The sequence below is a fragment of the Arthrobacter gallicola genome (assembly GCF_014836775.1).
Taxonomy (GTDB): Bacteria; Actinomycetota; Actinomycetes; order Actinomycetales; family Micrococcaceae; genus Arthrobacter_B; species Arthrobacter_B gallicola.
Map to the genome: position 1 here is coordinate 1 of NZ_JACSQD010000004.1, position 18,533 is coordinate 18,533.

Consider the following 18,533-nt stretch of genomic DNA (forward strand, 5'->3'; position numbering starts at 1 on the left):
GTCAAGGGCTACGGCCTGGGCACGCACTTCGAGGGCCGCAACGCGACCCACCAGATGAAGAAGCTGACCCTGGAGGACCTCAAGGCCTTCCGTGATCACCTGCGGATCCCCATTACGGATGAGCAGCTCGAAGCCGATCCGTACGCCCCGCCGTACTACCACCCCGGTGTTGACTCCCCGGAGATCAAGTACCTGCTCGAGCGCCGCCGCGAGCTCGGCGGCAACGTGCCCGAGCGCCGCGAGAAGCACGCCCCGGTCAAACTGCCGGCAGCCAGCTCCTACGCGGTCGCCAAGAAGGGCTCAGGGAAGCAGATGGCGGCCACCACCATGGCCTTCGTCCGCCTGCTCAAGGACCTCATGCGGGACAAGGACTTCGGTGACCGGCTGGTTCCCATCGTGCCGGATGAATCGCGCACCTTCGGCATGGACGCTTTCTTCCCGTCCGCGAAGATCTACAACCCCGATGGCCAGAACTACCTGTCCGTGGACCGCGACCTTATGCTCGCGTATAAGGAATCACCCGCCGGGAAGCTGATCCATCCCGGCATTAATGAGGCCGGAGCCGTCGCGGCCTTCACCGCTGCCGGCACTGCCTACGCCACCCACGGCGAACCGCTGGTACCGGTGTACGTGTTCTACTCGATGTTCGGCTTCCAGCGGACGGGCGATTCGTTCTGGGCGGCGGCCGACCAGCTGACCCGAGGCTTCGTCATTGGCGCGACCGCCGGACGCACCACGCTGACCGGCGAGGGACTGCAGCATGCCGATGGCCACTCGCCGATCCTGGCCTCCACCAACCCCGCGGTGAAGACCTACGATCCGGCTTACGGCTACGAGATCGGGCACATCATGCGCCGCGGCCTCGAAGAGATGTATGGCGAAGGATCCGAGGACCGGAACCTGATGTATTACCTCACGGTCTACAACGAACCGATTATCCAGCCGGCCGAGCCGGAGAACCTGGATGTGGAAGGTGTCATTAGGGGCATTTACCGAGTAGCTGAATCGGCGGCCGAGGGCCCCAAAACCCAGATCCTGGCCTCCGGCGTCTCTGTTCCATGGGCACTGGAGGCGCAGAAGCTGCTGGCCGAGGATTGGGGAGTCTCCGCCGATGTCTGGTCGGTGACATCCTGGACCGAACTGCGCCGCGACGGCCTGGCCGCCGAGGAGGAAGCGTTCCTGAACCCGGGCGCCGAGCGGCGAGTACCCTTCGTCACCCAGCAGCTCGCCGGAACCGAAGGCCCGGTTGTCGCTGTCACCGACTATATGAAGGCTGTTCCGGACCAGATCCGGCAGTTCGTGCCGAACGAGTTCGCGTCACTGGGTGCCGACGGCTTCGGGTTCTCGGATACCCGTGCCGCCGCCCGCCGCTACTTCAAGAACGATACGCACTCCATAGTGGTCCGCACCCTGGCACTGCTGGCCGCAAGCGGCTCCGTTGGCTCGGACATCCCCGCCTACGCCATGGACCGCTACAAGCTCCTGGAGGTCAACGCCGGGACCACCGGCGGCGCCGGCGGCGACGCGTAAACCCAAAACGCCCCCGAAGGGGTGGCCCTGACTCAGGGGCACCCCTTCGGGGGCGTTGCCGGTTCTGCAGGACATCTACTCCGCAGCACGCCGGCGGTTGAATGGGCGCCACTTCAGCCAGCGGAAACGCTCCACGGTACCTTTCCGCCGGATGGGCAGGAAAAAGTCCGGATCTGCACCCCCGCCTGCCGGGAAATAGAATTCCTGGGCCGCCACGGACTTCAGTACCGGCGGCTTAGCTGTCTTCTCTGTTTCAGGGGACACCTTGACTCACTTCCTTCCACAACTTCTTGCTTCCACAAAGTGGAAAAAGATTCTTGTTCTGTGAAAAACAGTAACTCCCGCCGCTTTGACTGGTCAAGGGGTCCGCACGCAAAAGGGATTCTTAAAACACCAGGCAGAAAAACCGGCAGAGGGGATTTACGTGGCAGGGCGCCTCGGGTACTGTGAAGGCTACTTCGTGACCCACGTCACGTAACCTGGGAGCAGCAGGCAGGGTTGTAATGAGCTGACATCTATCGATGTCGGCTCATTTTTTATGGGCCGATCCAAAGGGTGTGTAGATACAGAGCTTCATACCCAATTTCAGTATGAAAACTTGTTTCCATATAGCGGAAGTTTGGAGAAGGTCATGAGCAGCAAAATCATCTTGGGAGACAACCAGTTCGGCAAAGCCGAAGTCCGGGTCGTCAAGATCTCGAGGGACACCGCCCGGCACGAGATCGAAGATCTCAACGTAACTTCCCAGCTGCGGGGCGATTTTTCCGCGGCCCACCTGGAGGGCGACAACGGCCACGTAGTCCCCACCGACACCCAGAAGAACACCATCTACGCCTTCGCCCGGGATGGCATCGGGGCACCGGAGTCGCTGCTTCTGCGCCTGGGCGACCACTTCACCTCCAGCTTCGACTGGGTCACCGGCGGCCGCTGGGAAGCCGAGGCGTACAGCTGGGACCGTATCCAGGCCCAGGGAACCGGGCACGACCACTCCTTTGTGCGCAACGGCCAGGAGGTCCGCACCGCGGTCCTGGTCCGCGAGGGCGACACCAACCACCTGATTGCGGGGCTGCGGGACCTCACCGTCCTGAAGTCGACGGAATCGGGCTTCACCGGTTATCCGAAGGACCGCTACACCACCCTGCAGGAGACCACCGACCGCATCCTCGCCACGGACATCGCCGCCCGCTGGCGCTTCAAGACGGGCACGGACTTCAGCAAGGTGGACTTCAACAAGAGCTACAACGACGTGCGTGGCTTGCTGCTGGAAGGTTTCACCGAGAAGTACTCCCACGCCCTGCAGCAGACACTGTTCGACATGGGAAGCAAGGTCCTTGAAGCGCACAGCGACATCGACGAGATCAAGTTCTCCATGCCCAACAAACACCACTTCCTGGTGGATCTCTCCCCGTTCGGTCTCGATAACCCCAACGAGGTGTTCTTTGCCGCAGACCGGCCCTACGGACTGATCGAAGCCACCGTCACGCGCGAGGACGCCGCCAGCGCAGACATCGCGTGGACCGGCATCGCTGGATTCTGCTAAGCCGGGGGCCGTCCCACTCAGCGGCACAAGCCGCTGCACCGCACCACAAGCAATACGAGCAATACAAGCAGTACAGGCAACACAGCGTGCTTTGAGCACACTCACTCCGCACCACATCCAAAGGGTGCACCGCCGGCACCGGCGGTGCACCCTGCAGCCTCATTTTGTTAGCCAGACCTTTTCAGATAGACGAAGACGTCTGCCATGAACCAAGGAAGTCTGCTATGACCATGAAATCCCGCCGGAACGGCGAAACCCTGCAGCGTCGCAGCCACCAACCCTCCCACCGTCCGGAAGACGAACGGCTTCCCCTCGGAAGCACCTTCGCCTACGGCTTCCAGCATGTCCTGACCATGTACGGGGGCATCATTGCGGTTCCCCTCATCATCGGCCAGGCGGCCGGACTGTCCTCCGCCGATATTGGAATCCTGATCGCCGCGGCGCTCTTTATGGGCGGACTTGCCACCCTGCTGCAGACGCTTGGCATCCCCTTCTTCGGGTCGCAGCTGCCCCTGGTGCAGGGGGTGTCCTTCGCCAGCGTCGCCACCATGGTCGCCATTGTCTCCGGCGGGGGCGGCCTTCCGGCCGTCTTCGGCGCCGTCATTGTCTCCGCAGCGATCGGCCTGCTGATCGCCCCGGTATTCTCCCGGATTGTCCGGTTCTTCCCGCCGGTGGTCACCGGCACCGTCATCACCACCATTGGCCTGACGCTGATGCCCGTCGCCGCGAACTGGGCCATGGGCGGAAACAGGACGGCCGAGGACTACGGCAGTGTGGCCAACATTGGACTGGCCGGCGTCACGCTTGCCCTGGTCCTGTTGCTCAGCAAGGTTGGCAGCGCAACGATCTCCCGGCTGTCCATTCTGCTGGCGATGGTCATCGGCACCCTCATTGCCGTCGTCGCCGGAGTAGCTGACTTCTCCAAGGTCGGCGAGGGCCCGATCGTCGCTTTCCCGACGCCGTTCCACCTGGGAGCGCCCACCTTTGAAGTCGCCGCCATTATCTCAATGCTGATTGTGGTCCTGGTGATCCTGACCGAAACGATGGCCGATATCCTGGCCGTCGGCGAGATTGTGGGCACCCGGACTGATTCCAAGCGCATTGCGGCAGGACTGCGCGCCGACATGGCCTCCAGCCTGGTGGCGCCGGTCTTCGGATCCTTCACCCAGAGTGCCTTCGCCCAGAACGTAGGGCTGGTCGCCGTCACCAAAATCAAGAGCCGCTACGTGGTGGCCGCCGGCGGCGTAATCCTGGTCCTGCTGGGCCTGCTGCCGATCATGGGCCGCCTCATCGCAGCCGTCCCCACAGCCGTACTGGGCGGGGCCGGAATTGTCCTGTTCGGAACGGTCGCAGCCAGCGGCATCCGCACCCTGGCCAAGGTCGAGTACAAGAACAACATGAACCTGATCATCGTGGCCACCTCCATCGGGTTCGGCATGCTCCCCATCGCCGCACCGACCTTCTACGATGCCTTCCCGGCCTGGTTCGGCACCATCTTCCACTCCGGCATCAGCTCCTCCGCCCTCATGGCGATCGCGCTGAACCTTCTCTTCAACCACCTCAAGGCCGGCAACTCGGAGAACTCTTCGGTCTTCGCCGCCGGCACCGGCCGGGTCATCCGGGAAGAGGATCTCAAATGCCTGGCTGAAGGCGACCGTTATGAGAACGGCCAGCTGATCGACTGCGACGGCAACGTGGTTCCCATCGATCCCGAGGCGCCGAAACCCGCCACTGCCCCGGGAACCCCCGGAACGTAAGCGCTTCCCCGCGGAACAGCCCAAGAACCAGTTGAGGCCCTGACCGTATCGATCAGGGCCTCAACTCCACCGCACCGGACTCAGTGCTGGTTGAGTTCCTCGGAAATGGCCTGCGCAGCCTCACGCAGCAGCGGAACGGCCCGTTCCGCGAAGGACCCATCCACGCGGGAAACCGGACCGGAGACGGAAATGGCGGCAGGGGTCGGGGCGCCGGGGATTGCCATCGCAAAACACCGGACGCCTATCTCCTGCTCCTCTTCATCAATGGAGTAACCGCGTTCGCGGATCAGGTTCAGTTCAGCCAGCAATGATTCGATGTCGCCGATGCTTTTCGGCGTGGGAGTGGGCAGGCCCTTGCGGGCAGCGATCCCGCGCACCGTGTCGTCGTCGAGCTCCGCCAGGATGGCCTTGCCCATTCCGGTGGCATGCATAAACCCGCGCCGGCCCACCTCGGTAAACATACGCATGGAGTGCAGCGAGGGCACCTGGGCCACGTAGAGGACCATGTCGGAGTCCAGGACCGCCATGTTGGCGGTCTCGCCGAGCTGGTCCACCAGGGACTTCAGCTGGGGCCGGGCCAGCGCGCCGAGCTGTTTGTTCGCTCCTTCGCCCAGGCGGATGAGCCGGGGGCCCAGGGCATAGCGGCGGTTCGGCAGCTGCCGGATATAGCCAAGCGTGACCAGGGTGCGCAGCAGCCGGTGAATGGTGGGGAGGGGCAAGTCGGTGGAGGCCGAAAGCTCGCTGAGGGTGACATCTCCCCCGGCATCAGTAATGAGCTCCAGCAGCTCGAAAACGCGTTCAACAGACTGCACGCCGCCCGGGGCTTTTTCGCCCATAACGCAGAACTCCTACCAGTTTAGTTTCCGACGCTTATCCACATCGTGAAATTACTCTATCGAGCTTCCCTGCGGAGCGCAGGTTTCCCGTGAACATACTTCCCGAGTGGGTTGTATTTCCACAGAGTAGATAATAATGTCCATAATACGAAATAACTTCGAGATACCGAGCAGACCCAGCCCCCTTCGAGGGCCAACACATGGAGGAATCCCAATGGCAAATCCCGGCCCCGGCAACTCGATCACCCTGCGGGTGGAGGCACCCTCCGGTTTCACCGCCACCAGCGAACTCGCAGCCGCAGCCGCTGCCGCCGGTGCCGCCGTTACCGCACTGGACGTCACCGAGTCCCGCCACGAAACCATCGTCGTCGACGTCACCTGCGACACCACCGGCGATGAGCACGCCCGTCAGGTGGAGGACGCCCTCAACCGCCTGGAAGGTGTCACCGTCCGCAATGTTTCGGACCGGACGTTCCTGATGCACCTCGGCGGCAAGCTCCAGGTAACGCCGAAGGTCACGCTGAACAACCGCGATGATCTTTCCCGGGCCTACACGCCCGGCGTTGCCCGGGTCTGCCTGGCCATCGCCGAAAACCCCGATGCAGCCCGCAACCTGACCATCAAGCGCAACACCATCGCCGTCGTCACCGATGGGTCCGCCGTGCTGGGCCTGGGCAACATCGGACCGGCCGCGGCGCTGCCGGTCATGGAAGGCAAGGCCGCACTGTTCAAGCAGTTCGCCAATGTGGACGCGTGGCCGGTGTGCCTGGACACGCAGGACACCGAGGAGATCATCCGCATCGTCAAGGCGCTGGCACCCGTTTACGGCGGTGTGAACCTGGAGGACATCGCGGCGCCGCGCTGCTTCGAAATCGAAAACCGGCTCCGCGAGGAACTGGATATTCCGGTCTTCCATGACGATCAGCACGGAACCGCCATCGTCACGCTGGCCGCCCTGGTCAATGCGCTGCGGGTGGTTGGCAAGAAGCTCTCCGAAGTCCGGATTGTCGTCTCCGGCGTCGGCGCGGCGGGATCAGCCATCATCCAGCTGCTCAAGGCCCAGGGCGCAGAGCACATCATTGCCGCCGGCCGCTCTGGTGCCATTCACTCCGGCGTCAGCTACGACGACGATCACCGGGCCTGGATCGCCGCGAACACCAATGAGGAAGGGTTCTCCGGCACCCTGCACGAGGCCCTCACCGGTGCAGACGTCTTCATTGGCGTGAGCGCACCCCACGTCATCGGCGAAGAGCAGGTCGCCGCCATGGCGGAGAAGGCCATCGTTTTCGCCATGGCCAACCCCACCCCGGAGATCGACCCCGCCGTCGCCGCCCGGCACGCCGCCGTTGTCGCCACCGGACGCAGCGACTTCCCGAACCAGATCAACAATGTTCTGGCCTTCCCGGGATTCTTCCGCGGCCTGCTGGATGCCGGAGTCTCCGACATCACCCCGGAGATGCTGGTGGCCGCCGCCCAGGCGATCGCGGACCGGGTGGCTGACGATGAGCTCAACGCCAGCTACATCATTCCGAGCGTTTTCGACCCCCAGGTCGCAGCCGACGTCGCCGCCGCCGTCGCAGGTGCAGCCCACTCCGCCCGCACCGCTGAACTGGTCGGCTGAGCCATGGCAAAACACCTCGCGTCCCTGACCCCGCAGGACCTGGACCGGATCAATGCCTCCCTCCAGGAGACGGACCGTTTCCTGGAGCAGAACTACCCGGGTGATGACGGCACCCGGCAGCCAATCCACACCGTTTATGTCCCCGCAGACCGGTTCACGCCGTCGTTTGCTGCTGACTGGGGAGCGCAGGCCGCGGCCGCGGTGGAAGACCACGGCGGCCTGGAACGGCTCGGCGGACTGCTGGGCCTGGAACCGAAACTCGGAACCGCCGTGGCCTCCCGCGTCGCCCGGAAACTGGCCGAAGAACCCATCGAGGATCTCCGCCTGGACTTCGAGGACGGCTATGGCGACCGCGGCGATGACGCCGAAGACGACGACGCCGTCGCCGCAGCCAAAGCGGTGGCCGCAGCGGTGGAGGCCGGGACGGCACCGCCGTTCATCGGCATCCGCTTCAAGTGCTTCGAGGCACCCACCCGCGCCCGCGGGCTGCGGACCCTTGACCTGTTCGTCTCCACCCTGGCCCGCGCCGGGGAACTGCCGGCAGGGCTGGTCCTCACCCTGCCCAAGGTCACCACCGTGGATCAGGTCAGGGCCATGGACGACGCCGTCTCCCGCCTGGAGCAGATCCACTCCCTCCCGGCGGGCCGGCTGAAGTTCGAGGTCCAGGTGGAAACACCGCAGCTGATCCTCGGCGCGGACGGTACGTCCCCGGTCGCACAGCTTCCGCACGCTGTCCCCGGCCGGATCAGTGCCCTGCACTACGGCACCTACGATTACTCGGCGTCACTGCAGATCGCTGCGGAATACCAGTCCATGGAACACCCCGTGGCGGACCTCGCCAAGGAAATCATGCAGCTGGCGGTGGCCGGCACGGGCATCCGGCTGTCCGACGGCTCCACCAACGTGATTCCCGTCGGCGACAACACGGAGAACGCCTGGAAACTGCACGGCAGGCTGGTGCGCAGGTCACTGGAACGGGGTTACTACCAGGGCTGGGATTTGCACGCAGCCCAGCTGCCCAGCCGGTTCACGGCCACCTACGCCTTCTACCGCGAGGGCCTGCCCGCGGCTGCACTCCGCCTGCGCAACTACGTTGAGCAGACCGGAAGCGGTGTGATGGATGAACCTGCCACGGCACGTGCCCTGGCCGGGTTCATTCTGCGGGGTGTCCAGTGCGGGGCTTTGAGCCCAGAGGAAGTCCTGTCCCAGGCCGGCGTCGAGCTGTCCCAGCTCACCACGCTGGCCCACCCGCGGCTCGCCAGCCCGGCCGTCAATTAAGAGGAGCACCTTGATGAGCAATTATTTCTACCCGCAGGGCGGCCTGCCGCCCCAGACCCAGCTCCTGACCGACCGCGCCGTGGTCAAGGAGGCCTACACCGTCATCCCCAAGGGTGTGCTGCGCGACATTGTCACCTCCAACCTCCCGGGGTGGGAGAACACCCGGTCCTGGATCCTCGCCCGGCCCATCGCCGGCTTTGCCACCACGTTCAGCCAGCTCATTGTCGAAGTCGGCCCCGGCGGCGGCTCGGACAAACCGGAACCTGAAGCGGGGGTGGAGGGGGTCATCTTCCTCACCCAGGGCAGCCTGACCCTGGAGCTCGACGGCGAGACACACCACCTGGAAGCAGGCGGCTACGCCTATCTTGCGGCCGGAGCGGACTGGAGCCTGCGCAATTCCTCGGATGAAATCGCCAGCTTCCAGTGGATCCGCAAGGCCTACGAGCCGCTGGAAGGCTTCACGGCGAAGTCATTCGTGACCAGCGACCAGGAGGTGGAGCCCACTCCCATGCCGGACACGGACGGAGCCTGGGCCACCACGCGGTTTGCCGACCCCAATGACCTGGCCCATGACATGCACGTCAACATTGTGACCTTCCGGCCCGGGGCCTCCATCCCGTTCGCGGAAACCCACGTGATGGAGCACGGGCTTTTCGTCCTGGAGGGCAAGGCCGTCTACCGGCTCAACGACGACTGGGTGGAGGTGGAGGCCGGGGACTTTATGTGGCTGCGCGCCTTCTGCCCGCAGGCCTGTTACGCCGGCGGGCCGGGGAACTTCCGCTACCTGCTGTACAAGGACGTCAACCGGCAGATCCGCCTGACCTAACCGCTCTGCGCCTTACTTCTGCACCCCGGCCGCCGCGGCCGGGGTGCAGCTGTTTTAAGCACCGGCGCAGGGGTTGACTCCGCCGCCGCTGCATCCTAGGCTTTTCACATAGCAAGATATTGTTTCCACAATATGAAAAGTATGAAAACAGACGCCGGGGGTACGCCCCCTCCCTCCTGAAGGAACCCAATGACGTATTCCGTGAACTGCTCAATCCTTCTGACCGAACTGCCGCTGCTCGAACGCCCCGCCGCCGCCAAGGCCGCAGGCTTCGACGCCGTCGAGTTCTGGTGGCCCTTCGACACCTCGGTGCCCTCCGACGCCCAGGTCACGGAATTCGAGACGGCAATCACCGACGCCGGCGTCCAGCTCACGGGTCTGAACTTCAATGCCGGCGACATGCCTGCCGGCGACCGCGGCCTGGTCTCGTGGAAGGGCCGCTGCTCCGAATTCAAGGACAACATCGACGTCGTCGCGGGCATCGGCGAGCGCCTGGGCTGCACCTCCTTCAACGCCCTCTACGGCAACCGCCAGGAGGAATTCACTCCGGAGGAGCAGGACACGCTGGCCGTGAAGAACCTGGCCGCGGCCGCACAGGGCGTCGCCCGCATTGGCGGCACGGTCCTGCTGGAGCCGGTCAGCGGCGCCGCCCGCTACCCGCTCCTGACGGCAGCGGACGCACTTGCGGTCATCGCCCGGGTCAAGGAGGAAACCGGCGCGGAGAACATCAAGCTTCTCGCGGACTTCTACCACCTGGCGGTCAACGGCGACGACGTTGCCGCCGTCATCGAAAACCACGCCAAGGACTTCGGGCACATCCAGATCGCGGACAGCCCCGGCCGCGGTGCTCCCGGAACCGGCGCGCTGCCCCTCGGCGAGTGGATCGCCCGCAGCCGCGAACTCGGCTACACCGGCGCCATCGGCCTGGAATACAAGGAACCGGCGCAGACCGCCTTCAGCTGGACCATCCGCCAGCCGGTCTCCAACTAACCCCTGCCTTCCCGGCAGCCACACACTTCAGCAAAGGAAACCTCATGAGCAACGTTGCAGTCATCGGACTCGGAATCATGGGCCTGCCCATGGCCATCAACCTGGTCAAGGCCGGGCACAGCGTCACCGGATTCAACCGCAGCCAGGACAAGATCGACAAGCTCGTCGCCGAAGGCGGCTCCGGCGCCGGCAGCATTGCCGAGGCCGTGAAGGACGCCGACGTCGTCATCACCATGGTGCCGGACTCCCCCGACGTCGAGGGTGTTGTTTCCGGGCCGGACGGCGTTTTCGCCAACGCCAAGCAGGGCACCCTGTGGATCGATGCCAGCAGCATCCGCCCGGACGTTGCCAAGCGGCTTGCCGATGAGGCAAAGGCCGCGGGTATCCGGGCGCTCGACGCACCGGTCTCCGGCGGCGAGCAGGGTGCAATTGATGCGGCTCTGTCCATCATGGTCGGCGGAGAAGCCGCTGACTTCGAAGCCGCCCAGGACGTACTTAACGCCGTCGGGAAAACCATCGTCCATGTGGGCCCGGCCGGCTCCGGCCAGACGGTCAAGGCTGCCAACCAGCTGATCGTCGCCGTCAACATCGAGGTCCTCGGCGAAGCCATCGCCTTCCTGGAGGCCTATGGCGTGGACACCGACGCCGCCCTCAAGGTCCTCGGCGGCGGTCTGGCCGGTTCCAAGGTCCTGGACCAGAAGGGGCAGAAAATGCTGGACCGCAACTTCGAACCCGGTTTCCGGCTCGCCCTGCACCACAAAGACCTGGGCATCGTGACCTCCGCCGCCCGCGAGGCCAACGTTGCACTGCCGCTCGGCGCCATCGCCGCCCAGCTCGTGGCCGCCACGGTCAACCAGGGCGACGGCGGCCTGGACCACTCCGGCCTGTTCAAGCAGACCCTCAAGCTCAGCGGCCGCGACTAATCCCCGGCGTACCCACCCTCCCACCGGCTGCCCCCGGGCCTTCCTGCCCGGCACACCAGCACCCAAGCAGACTTTCAAGGAGAACAGCATGACTAAGATGCGCACCGTAGACGCGGCTGTCGCCATCCTGGCCAAGGAGGGTGCCACTGAGGCGTTCGGCCTGCCAGGGGCAGCCATCAACCCCTTCTATGCGGCCATGCGGGAGCACGGCGGCATCCGCCACACCCTGGCCCGCCACGTGGAAGGTGCCTCCCACATGGCGGACGGCTACTCCCGCGCGCAGGACGGCAACATCGGCATCTGCATCGGCACCTCCGGCCCGGCCGGCACCGATATGATCACCGGGCTTTACGCCGCCTGGGCAGATTCCATTCCGATGCTCTGCATCACCGGCCAGGCACCCGTGGCCAAGCTGCACAAGGAAGACTTCCAGGCCGTGGACATTGAGTCCATCGCCAAGCCCGTCACCAAGATGGCCATGACCGTCCTGGAACCCGGCCAGGTGCCCGGCGCCTTCCAGAAAGCCTTCGCGCTGATGCGCTCCGGGCGTCCCGGACCGGTGCTGCTGGATCTGCCGTTCGACGTGCAGATGGCAGAGATCGAATTCGACATCGATGCCTATGAGCCGCTGCCCGTCGAGAAGCCGAAGGCCTCCCGTACCCAGCTGGAGAAGGCCCTGAACCTGCTCACCGCCTCGAGCCGGCCGCTGATCGTGGCCGGGGGCGGCGTCATCAATGCCCGGGCCTCCGAGCAGCTGGTGGAACTGGCGGAACTGCTCAACATTCCGGTGATTCCGACCCTGATGGGCTGGGGCTCCATTCCGGATGATCATCCCCTGATGGCCGGCATGGTGGGGCTGCAGACCTCCCACCGCTACGGCAACGAGACCCTGCTGGCCTCAGACTTTGTGATCGGCATCGGCAACCGCTGGGCCAACCGCCACACCGGCGGCCTCGAGAAGTACACTGCCGGGCGCACCTTCGTGCACGTTGACATTGAGCCCACCCAGATCGGCCGGGTTTTCTCTCCGGACCTGGGCATTACCTCGGATGCCGGCGCTGCCCTGGACGGGCTGCTGGAACTGGTCAAGGAACGCCAGCGGGACGGGAAGCTGCCGGATTACGCGTCCTGGGTTGCCGAGTGCGCCCAGCGCAAGGGCTCACTGCAGCGCAAAACCCACTTCGAGAACGTCCCGATCAAGCCCCAGCGCGTCTACCAGGAAATGAACCGGTCCTTCGGCCGGGACACCACCTATGTGACCACCATCGGGCTCTCCCAGATCGCCGGTGCCCAGATGCTGCACGTTTACGGACCGCGCCGCTGGATCAACGCAGGACAGGCCGGCCCGCTGGGCTGGACCGGTCCGGCGGCACTGGGTGTGGTCCGCGGCAAGCCGGACGAGACAGTGGTTGCTCTCTCCGGTGACTACGATTTCCAGTTCATGATCGAGGAGCTGGCGGTCGGGGCGCAGTTCAACCTGCCGTACATCCACGTGGTGGTGAACAACTCCTATCTGGGGCTGATCCGGCAGGCCCAGCGCGGGTTCAAGATGGAGCAGAACGTGTCCCTGGCGTTTGAGAACATCAACTCGCCGGAAACGGACGGCTACGGAGTGGACCACCTCAAGGTCGCCGAGGGTCTGGGCTGCAAGGCCATCCGGGTGAAGAACCCGGACGATCTGCCGGCCGCTTTCGAGAAGGCCAAGGCACTGATGGGTGAGTTCCGGGTTCCGGTGGTGGTGGAAGTAATCCTCGAGAAGGTCACCAACATCTCCATGGGCACCGAGCTGGACAACGTCAACGAGTTTGAGGACCTGGCCGAACGCTCCCAGGACGCGCCGACCGCAACCGTGGCGCTGCTGGACTAGCATTTCCTGTCCCGGGGCGGCCCTTCCGGGCTGCCCCGGGACACCTGATTCGTCGAAAGGAAGTACCGGCATGCGCGTGGTCATAGCACCGGACAAGTTCAAGGGGTCACTGACCGCCCCGGAGGTTGCCGCGCACCTGGCCGCCGGCCTCCAGTCGGTGCCGCTGCCGGCCGGACAAGCCTGGGACATTGACGGGATTCCGGTGGCCGACGGCGGTGAAGGCACCCTGGATGCCGCCGTCGCCACCGGCTTTACCCGCCGCAGTGCCCTGGTCAGCGGGCCGACCGGGGAACCGCTGAGAGCGGACTTCGCGGTCCGCGGCGGTGAAGCGGTCATTGAGATGGCCACCGCCTCCGGCCTTGCGGTGCTGCCCGCGGGCGTCAAGGACGCGCTGCGGGCCAGCTCCCGGGGAACCGGGGAGCTGATTCGCGCTGCCCTGGACGCCGGCTGCACCCGGATCATTCTCGGCGTCGGCGGCAGTGCCAACACCGACGGCGGGGCCGGGATCCTGCAGGGACTCGGTGCCCGCCTGCTGGACGCTGACGGAAAGGAGCTGGAAGGCGGCGGCGCTGCCCTGCTTCGGCTCGCCGGCATCGATTCGTCCGGTTTTGATCCCCGTCTGCGGCAGACACACTTTGTGCTGGCCAGCGATGTGGATAATCCGCTGTTGGGACCCGACGGCGCCGCGGCGGTTTTTGGTCCGCAGAAGGGCGCTTGCGCGGAAGACGTCCAGCTGCTCGATGCCGCCCTGGCGAATTTCGTGCAGGTCCTCGGCTCCCACTTTGGACCGCGGGCCCTGGACGCCGCCCACGCTCCCGGGGCGGGAGCCGCCGGCGGTGTCGGTTACGCCGCACTCGCGGTCCTCGCTGCCGACCGCCGGCCAGGCATCGACGTCGTCCTGGAATTCACCGGACTGGCGGACCGGTTGTCCGGTGCGGACCTCGTTATTACCGGCGAAGGCAGCCTCGATGAGCAAAGCCTGCTTGGCAAGACCCCCCTGGGGGTTGCCCGGGCGGCTGCCGCAGCGGGTGTTCCGGCCATCGCGGTCTGCGGGCGCAGCACCCTGCACGATCAGCAGGTCCGGGCGGCCGGGTTCGACCGCGCCTATGCCCTGACCGATCTGGAACCCGACACCGATAAATGCATGGCCGGCGCCGGACCGCTCCTGGAACAGGTGGGGTCTGCCATCGCCGGTCAGCTTATCGGCGGGCCCCTCACCGGTGAATCCCGGCCAGAACCAGCCGAAACCCGCTGACCGCGCCGCTCCGGAACTATCTACCGACCCCAACCAAAGGATCCTCATGGCCACGACACAGTCCCAGTCCCCGCTCCGCCTCTCCCCCGGCAGCGAAGCCCCCGGTTTCACACTGCCTGACGCAACCGGCAGGCAGGTGTCCCTCGCCGATTACCGGGGCAGGAACGTCATCGTCTATTTCTATCCCAAGGCCGCGACGCCTGGCTGCACCACTGAAGCGTGCGACTTCCGCGATAACCTGGCCTCGCTGCAGGGTGCCGGCTACGAGGTTCTGGGTATCTCCCCCGACCCGCTGCAGGCTCTGGCGGACTTTACTGAAGACCTCAGCCTCACCTTCCCGCTTCTTTCGGACGAGGACAACTCCGTTGCCCGTGCCTACGGGGCCTGGGGACCGAAGGTCATTAACGGACAGGAACTCGTGGGTGTGCTGCGTTCCACTGTCGTGATCGATGCCGAGGGCCGGGTCGCCCTTGCCCAGTACCAGGTCGACGCTGCAGGTCATGTCGCTGCCCTGCGTGAGGAACTGGCGGCCAAGGGCATCTAAAGTTGTCCCTATGACTGCACCTGTTGACCTGACCGCCGTTTTCGTCCCCAATCCCGGAGAGTTCTTCCGCGTGAAACTGGCCCTGGATATCGCGATTGAACAAGTTCTTTCCGAGCCCGGCTGCCTGCGCTATGAGATCACGGAAGAGTCCGAGGACCGGATTGTCCTGACCGAACAGTGGGCTTCCGAGGAGGACCTCGCCAACCATGCCAAGGGTGCTGCCAAGCAGGACCTGGACGAATCCCTGAGCGCACTGCTGGCTGAGCCGGTGGCCCTCACGCGCGGCTAACTGTCCCGCGGTACCTCCCGGGGAAGCACAGCACAGCTTCTTCGGGAGGTACCGTCACGGGCTGATCTCCAGCCGGTGACCTACGGGCTGATCTCCAGCCGGTGAATGGAGTCCGGTTCCGCGCCAAACCGGCGCAGTACCGCGGCCACCGCTTCTTCATGTTCGTCGTCCACGGCTGCGTAGACCCGCAGCCGGTCCTCGAAGTCCAGCTTCCGTACCTCGGAACGGAACACCTCGGTGCGGACCCGGCCGGTGTAGACCGTTGTTTCCATCAGTTCCAGTGAGCGGGCGCCCGCCATGAGCAGGGCATCGCGCAGCCCGTCGATCCGGTCGGTGTTCACAATTGCGCTGACCAGGTGCCGCGGCGGCGGAACCGCCCCGGCTGTCTGGCGTCCCGGCCCCGCACCCCGGCCGCTGGTGGTTGGACGGGCCGTAATCCCGCCCAGCGAATACCCAGCCTGCCCCTGCTGCACCCGGTCCAGCGAATCCTGCTCCGGACCGGGTTCGCGCAGTCCGATGGTCCGGCTGATCAGCGCCGCGATGAGCCAGCTGACCACGAAGGAAAACAGGACCACGCACACGATCGCCACGATCTGGTGCCAGAGAAGGTACCCGCCCCCGCCGGCGAACACGCCGTCGTCGCTGACCGGGTTGACGGCGCTGTCGGCAAAGAAACCAAGCAAAAAGGACCCGGTCACCCCGCCGACAAAGTGCACGGCAATGACGTCCAGCGCGTCGTCATAGTGCAGCAGGTGCTTGAGCCGCACGGCGAAGCAGCACACACACCCGGCGATCAGCCCGATGATCAGTGCCGACCCCGTGTTCACGAATCCTGCGCAGGGCGTGATGGTGGCCAGCCCGGCGACAGCACCGGACACCGCACCAACCAGAGTTGCGTACCCGCTGGTCAGCCGCTCCACAAGCAGCCACGTCAGCATCGCCGCTCCGCCGGCAACATGCGTGTTCACCAGCGCCTGCGCCGCTATGGCGTTAGCCTGCAGCCCGTCGCCGGCGTTGAACCCGAACCAGCCAAACCACAGAATTCCCGCGCCCACGAGCATTAACGGCAGATTGTTGGGAGAGGTCTTCAGCTGTGGCCAGCCGCGGCGCCGGCCCACCACGAGCAGGACGGCGACGGCGGCAGCCCCCGCGGACGCATGCACCACCATGCCTCCGGCCCAGTCCTGGGCACCGAGCTGGGCCAGCCAGCCTTTCGGATGCCAGAGCCAGCGGGCCACCTGCGGATACACCAGGATCGAAAAGGCTGTCAGGAACAGCACCCACCCCGCGAACCGCAGCCGCCCCGCCGTCGCGCCCGTGATCAGGGCCGGCGTGATGATCGCGAACATCATCTGGTAGGCCACGAAGGCGAGCGCGGGAATGGTGACCCCGGCTGCCACGGTGTGGAACTGGGGTGTGTCCACGTTGAGCAGCGCCCAGGCGTCGAACTCACCGAACACCGAGGTGCCCTTGTTGCTGAAGGCGAGTGTGTATCCCACCAGGACCCAGGTAAGCGTGATGATGCCGAGCGGGATGATGTTCTGCATCATCATGGTCAGCACGTTCCGCACCGGAACCATGCCGCCGTAGAAGAGCGCCAGCCCGGGTGTCATAAAGAGCACCAGGCCCGCGCAGACCAGGACCCAGGCGGTATCCGCCGCGTTCACCGCATGCCTCCCGTGGCCCGGCCGGCCGAACGACTCACGGTGGAGTGCACTGCTTCCGTTCCGGTGTTATGTCCGGAGACTACTGCCTGAACTGTCTTTGGGAAGTTCTTCAGAAGTTTACTGCCGCCTGCCAGGGGTGCACGCATCTGGTCCCCGCTTCCAACTCGTACCGCATGAGTGGTGGGCCGCCGGATCCCATAGACGTGTCGGGGTATCCCGGCTAAACGAGTTTACGTGCGCGGCACCGGGCAATAGAAGGCAAAAGGACACAACCGGGGCACCGGAGGCCGACACGGTTCAGTGCCGGCTCCGATGCCCCGATATGCCCTGGCGACGGCTGCCGCTAGTTGGCGTTCGCCCCCGTCACACCGTGCGGGTCAATCACGTACTTGCGGGCTGCACCTGAATCGAACTCCCGGTACGCTTCCGGTGCTGCGTCCAGGTTGATGGCGGTGGCATTGACGGCCTTGGCGATCTGCACCTTGTCATTGAGGATGGCCATCATCAGGTCCCGGTTGTACTTCATCACCGGACACTGTCCGGTGGTGAAGGACAGGGACTTCGCCCAGCCGGTGCCAAGGCTCAGCGAGAGGGATCCGACCTTGGCTGCTTCATCCACCCCACCGGGATCTCCCGTGACGTACAGGCCCGGGATGCCCAGGGCGCCGCCCGCCGCGGTGACGTCCATGAGCGAGTTGAGCACGGTTGCCGGAGCTTCGGTTCCCGAGCCGTGCCCATGGCCGCGGGCTTCGAAGCCCACAGCGTCCACACCACAGTCCACTTCGGGAACACCAAGCAGCTGCTCGATCTGGTCCTTGGGATCGCCTTTGGAGATGTCCACCGTCTCGCAGCCGAAGCTGCGGGCCTGCGCAAGCCGGTCCTCGTTAAGGTCGCCGACAATAACGACGGCGGCTCCGAGCAGCTGGGCCCCGGCCGCCGCTGCCAGGCCCACGGGACCGGCGCCGGCAATGTAAACCGTGGAACCGGTGCGTACACCGGCAGTGATGGCACCGTGATAACCCGTGGGGAAAATGTCGGAGAGCATGGTCAGGTCCATGATCTTCTCCATGGCCTGGTCCTTGTCCGGGAACTTCAGCAGGTTCCAGTCGGCGTACGGCACCAGCGCGTACTCGGCCTGTCCGCCGACCCATCCACCCATGTCCACGTAGCCATAGGCGCTGCCCGGCCGGTCCGGATTAACGTTCAGGCAGACCCCGGTCTTACGCTCCTTGCAGTTTTTGCACCGGCCGCAGGAAATGTTGAAGGGCACGGAGACCAGATCGCCTACCTTGATGAACTCCACTCCGGGCCCGGTCTCTACGACCTCCCCGGTGATCTCATGCCCAAGAATCAGGTTAGGCGGCGCGGTGGTCCGGCCGCGGACCATGTGCTGGTCCGACCCGCAGATGTTGGTGGTTACTACTTTCAGGATGGCAGCGTGGGGCAGTTTCCGTCCCACGTTGGCCGGATTCACACCCGGACCGTCCTTGAGTTCAAAAGTGGGATAGTCGATGTCCTGGACTTCCACGACGCCGGGTTCGATATATGCAATTGCTCGATTGCCGCTCATGTATCTTCCTCGCCTTGTTACCTGGGTCTTCGTTGACTGG

The 18,533-nt window shown here is 65.0% G+C and carries 15 protein-coding genes; 12 read left to right on the top strand and 3 right to left on the bottom strand.

All coding sequences use genetic code 11. The annotated features are described in order from the left end of the window. The 3 genes from H9639_RS09450 to H9639_RS09460 all read left to right on the top strand — a co-directional run. A partial coding sequence (locus H9639_RS09450) for a transketolase-like TK C-terminal-containing protein (protein WP_404799744.1) occupies nt 1-1,530 on the top strand: 1,530 nt, incomplete at its 5' end. A 631-nt stretch (nt 1,531-2,161) separates the two neighbouring features. Then, nucleotides 2,162-3,070 (top strand): factor-independent urate hydroxylase, encoded by a 909-nt coding sequence (pucL, locus tag H9639_RS09455; RefSeq protein WP_191807853.1) that lies wholly within the window; start codon nt 2,162-2,164, stop codon nt 3,068-3,070. Between the two features lie 230 nt (nt 3,071-3,300). After that, on the top strand, nt 3,301-4,827 hold the full coding sequence (locus H9639_RS09460) for a nucleobase:cation symporter-2 family protein (RefSeq protein WP_191808125.1): 1,527 nt from the start codon (nt 3,301-3,303) through the stop codon (nt 4,825-4,827). Nucleotides 4,828-4,907: 80 nt separating this feature from the next. Here the strand turns inward: H9639_RS09460 and H9639_RS09465 are convergent, their stop codons facing one another. Further along, nucleotides 4,908-5,663, bottom strand: coding sequence for an IclR family transcriptional regulator (locus H9639_RS09465; protein WP_191807854.1), 756 nt, complete (start codon nt 5,661-5,663; stop codon nt 4,908-4,910). 214 nt (nt 5,664-5,877) lie between these two features. Between H9639_RS09465 and H9639_RS09470 the strand changes: the two genes are divergently transcribed. From H9639_RS09470 to H9639_RS09510, 9 genes are all read left to right on the top strand, one after another. Beyond that, a complete protein-coding gene (locus H9639_RS09470) occupies nt 5,878-7,284 on the top strand; it encodes an NAD(P)-dependent malic enzyme (protein ID WP_191807855.1) in 1,407 nt (468 codons plus the stop codon). 3 nt (nt 7,285-7,287) lie between these two features. Continuing rightward, nucleotides 7,288-8,562, top strand: coding sequence for a DUF6986 family protein (locus tag H9639_RS09475; protein ID WP_191807856.1), 1,275 nt, complete (start codon nt 7,288-7,290; stop codon nt 8,560-8,562). A 13-nt stretch (nt 8,563-8,575) separates the two neighbouring features. After that, the gene (locus H9639_RS09480) at nt 8,576-9,388 is read left to right on the top strand and encodes a bifunctional allantoicase/(S)-ureidoglycine aminohydrolase (RefSeq protein ID WP_191807857.1); all 813 of its coding nucleotides are present in this window, start codon (nt 8,576-8,578) and stop codon (nt 9,386-9,388) included. A gap of 189 nt (nt 9,389-9,577) precedes the next feature. Next, on the top strand, nt 9,578-10,378 hold the full coding sequence (locus H9639_RS09485; RefSeq protein ID WP_191807858.1) for a hydroxypyruvate isomerase family protein: 801 nt from the start codon (nt 9,578-9,580) through the stop codon (nt 10,376-10,378). 44 nt (nt 10,379-10,422) lie between these two features. After that, a complete protein-coding gene (locus tag H9639_RS09490; RefSeq protein ID WP_191807859.1) occupies nt 10,423-11,301 on the top strand; it encodes a 2-hydroxy-3-oxopropionate reductase in 879 nt (292 codons plus the stop codon). A gap of 88 nt (nt 11,302-11,389) precedes the next feature. After that, nucleotides 11,390-13,168: a glyoxylate carboligase gene (gcl, locus tag H9639_RS09495; protein ID WP_191807860.1), complete on the top strand. Its 1,779-nt coding sequence runs from the start codon at nt 11,390-11,392 to the stop codon at nt 13,166-13,168. A 70-nt stretch (nt 13,169-13,238) separates the two neighbouring features. Continuing rightward, nucleotides 13,239-14,423, top strand: coding sequence for a glycerate kinase (locus H9639_RS09500; protein WP_191807861.1), 1,185 nt, complete (start codon nt 13,239-13,241; stop codon nt 14,421-14,423). 46 nt (nt 14,424-14,469) lie between these two features. Next, complete coding sequence (bcp, locus tag H9639_RS09505; RefSeq protein ID WP_191807862.1) at nt 14,470-14,967, top strand: thioredoxin-dependent thiol peroxidase; 498 nt, start codon at nt 14,470-14,472, stop codon at nt 14,965-14,967. A gap of 10 nt (nt 14,968-14,977) precedes the next feature. Further along, entirely contained in the window at nt 14,978-15,256 is a 279-nt protein-coding gene (locus H9639_RS09510) for a putative quinol monooxygenase (RefSeq protein ID WP_191807863.1), read from the top strand. Nucleotides 15,257-15,336: 80 nt separating this feature from the next. Here the strand turns inward: H9639_RS09510 and amt are convergent, their stop codons facing one another. Both amt and fdhA read right to left on the bottom strand, forming a co-directional pair. Further along, nucleotides 15,337-16,923, bottom strand: coding sequence for an ammonium transporter (amt, locus tag H9639_RS09515; RefSeq protein ID WP_318242048.1), 1,587 nt, complete (start codon nt 16,921-16,923; stop codon nt 15,337-15,339). Nucleotides 16,924-17,266: 343 nt separating this feature from the next. Then, nucleotides 17,267-18,493, bottom strand: coding sequence for a formaldehyde dehydrogenase, glutathione-independent (gene fdhA, locus H9639_RS09520; protein WP_191807864.1), 1,227 nt, complete (start codon nt 18,491-18,493; stop codon nt 17,267-17,269). Nucleotides 18,494-18,533: the final 40 nt, after the last annotated feature.

What these genes read in the sequence shown, in the direction of transcription:
- pucL (WP_191807853.1), top strand. Translation starts at nt 2,162, where the DNA reads ATGAGCAGCAAAATCATCTTGGGAGACAACCAGTTCGGCAAAGCCGAA.
- H9639_RS09460 (WP_191808125.1), top strand. Translation starts at nt 3,301, where the DNA reads ATGAAATCCCGCCGGAACGGCGAAACCCTGCAGCGTCGCAGCCACCAA.
- H9639_RS09465 (WP_191807854.1), bottom strand. Translation starts at nt 5,663, where the DNA reads ATGGGCGAAAAAGCCCCGGGCGGCGTGCAGTCTGTTGAACGCGTTTTC.
- H9639_RS09470 (WP_191807855.1), top strand. Translation starts at nt 5,878, where the DNA reads ATGGCAAATCCCGGCCCCGGCAACTCGATCACCCTGCGGGTGGAGGCA.
- H9639_RS09475 (WP_191807856.1), top strand. Translation starts at nt 7,288, where the DNA reads ATGGCAAAACACCTCGCGTCCCTGACCCCGCAGGACCTGGACCGGATC.
- H9639_RS09480 (WP_191807857.1), top strand. Translation starts at nt 8,576, where the DNA reads ATGAGCAATTATTTCTACCCGCAGGGCGGCCTGCCGCCCCAGACCCAG.
- H9639_RS09485 (WP_191807858.1), top strand. Translation starts at nt 9,578, where the DNA reads ATGACGTATTCCGTGAACTGCTCAATCCTTCTGACCGAACTGCCGCTG.
- H9639_RS09490 (WP_191807859.1), top strand. Translation starts at nt 10,423, where the DNA reads ATGAGCAACGTTGCAGTCATCGGACTCGGAATCATGGGCCTGCCCATG.
- gcl (WP_191807860.1), top strand. Translation starts at nt 11,390, where the DNA reads ATGACTAAGATGCGCACCGTAGACGCGGCTGTCGCCATCCTGGCCAAG.
- H9639_RS09500 (WP_191807861.1), top strand. Translation starts at nt 13,239, where the DNA reads ATGCGCGTGGTCATAGCACCGGACAAGTTCAAGGGGTCACTGACCGCC.
- bcp (WP_191807862.1), top strand. Translation starts at nt 14,470, where the DNA reads ATGGCCACGACACAGTCCCAGTCCCCGCTCCGCCTCTCCCCCGGCAGC.
- H9639_RS09510 (WP_191807863.1), top strand. Translation starts at nt 14,978, where the DNA reads ATGACTGCACCTGTTGACCTGACCGCCGTTTTCGTCCCCAATCCCGGA.
- fdhA (WP_191807864.1), bottom strand. Translation starts at nt 18,493, where the DNA reads ATGAGCGGCAATCGAGCAATTGCATATATCGAACCCGGCGTCGTGGAA.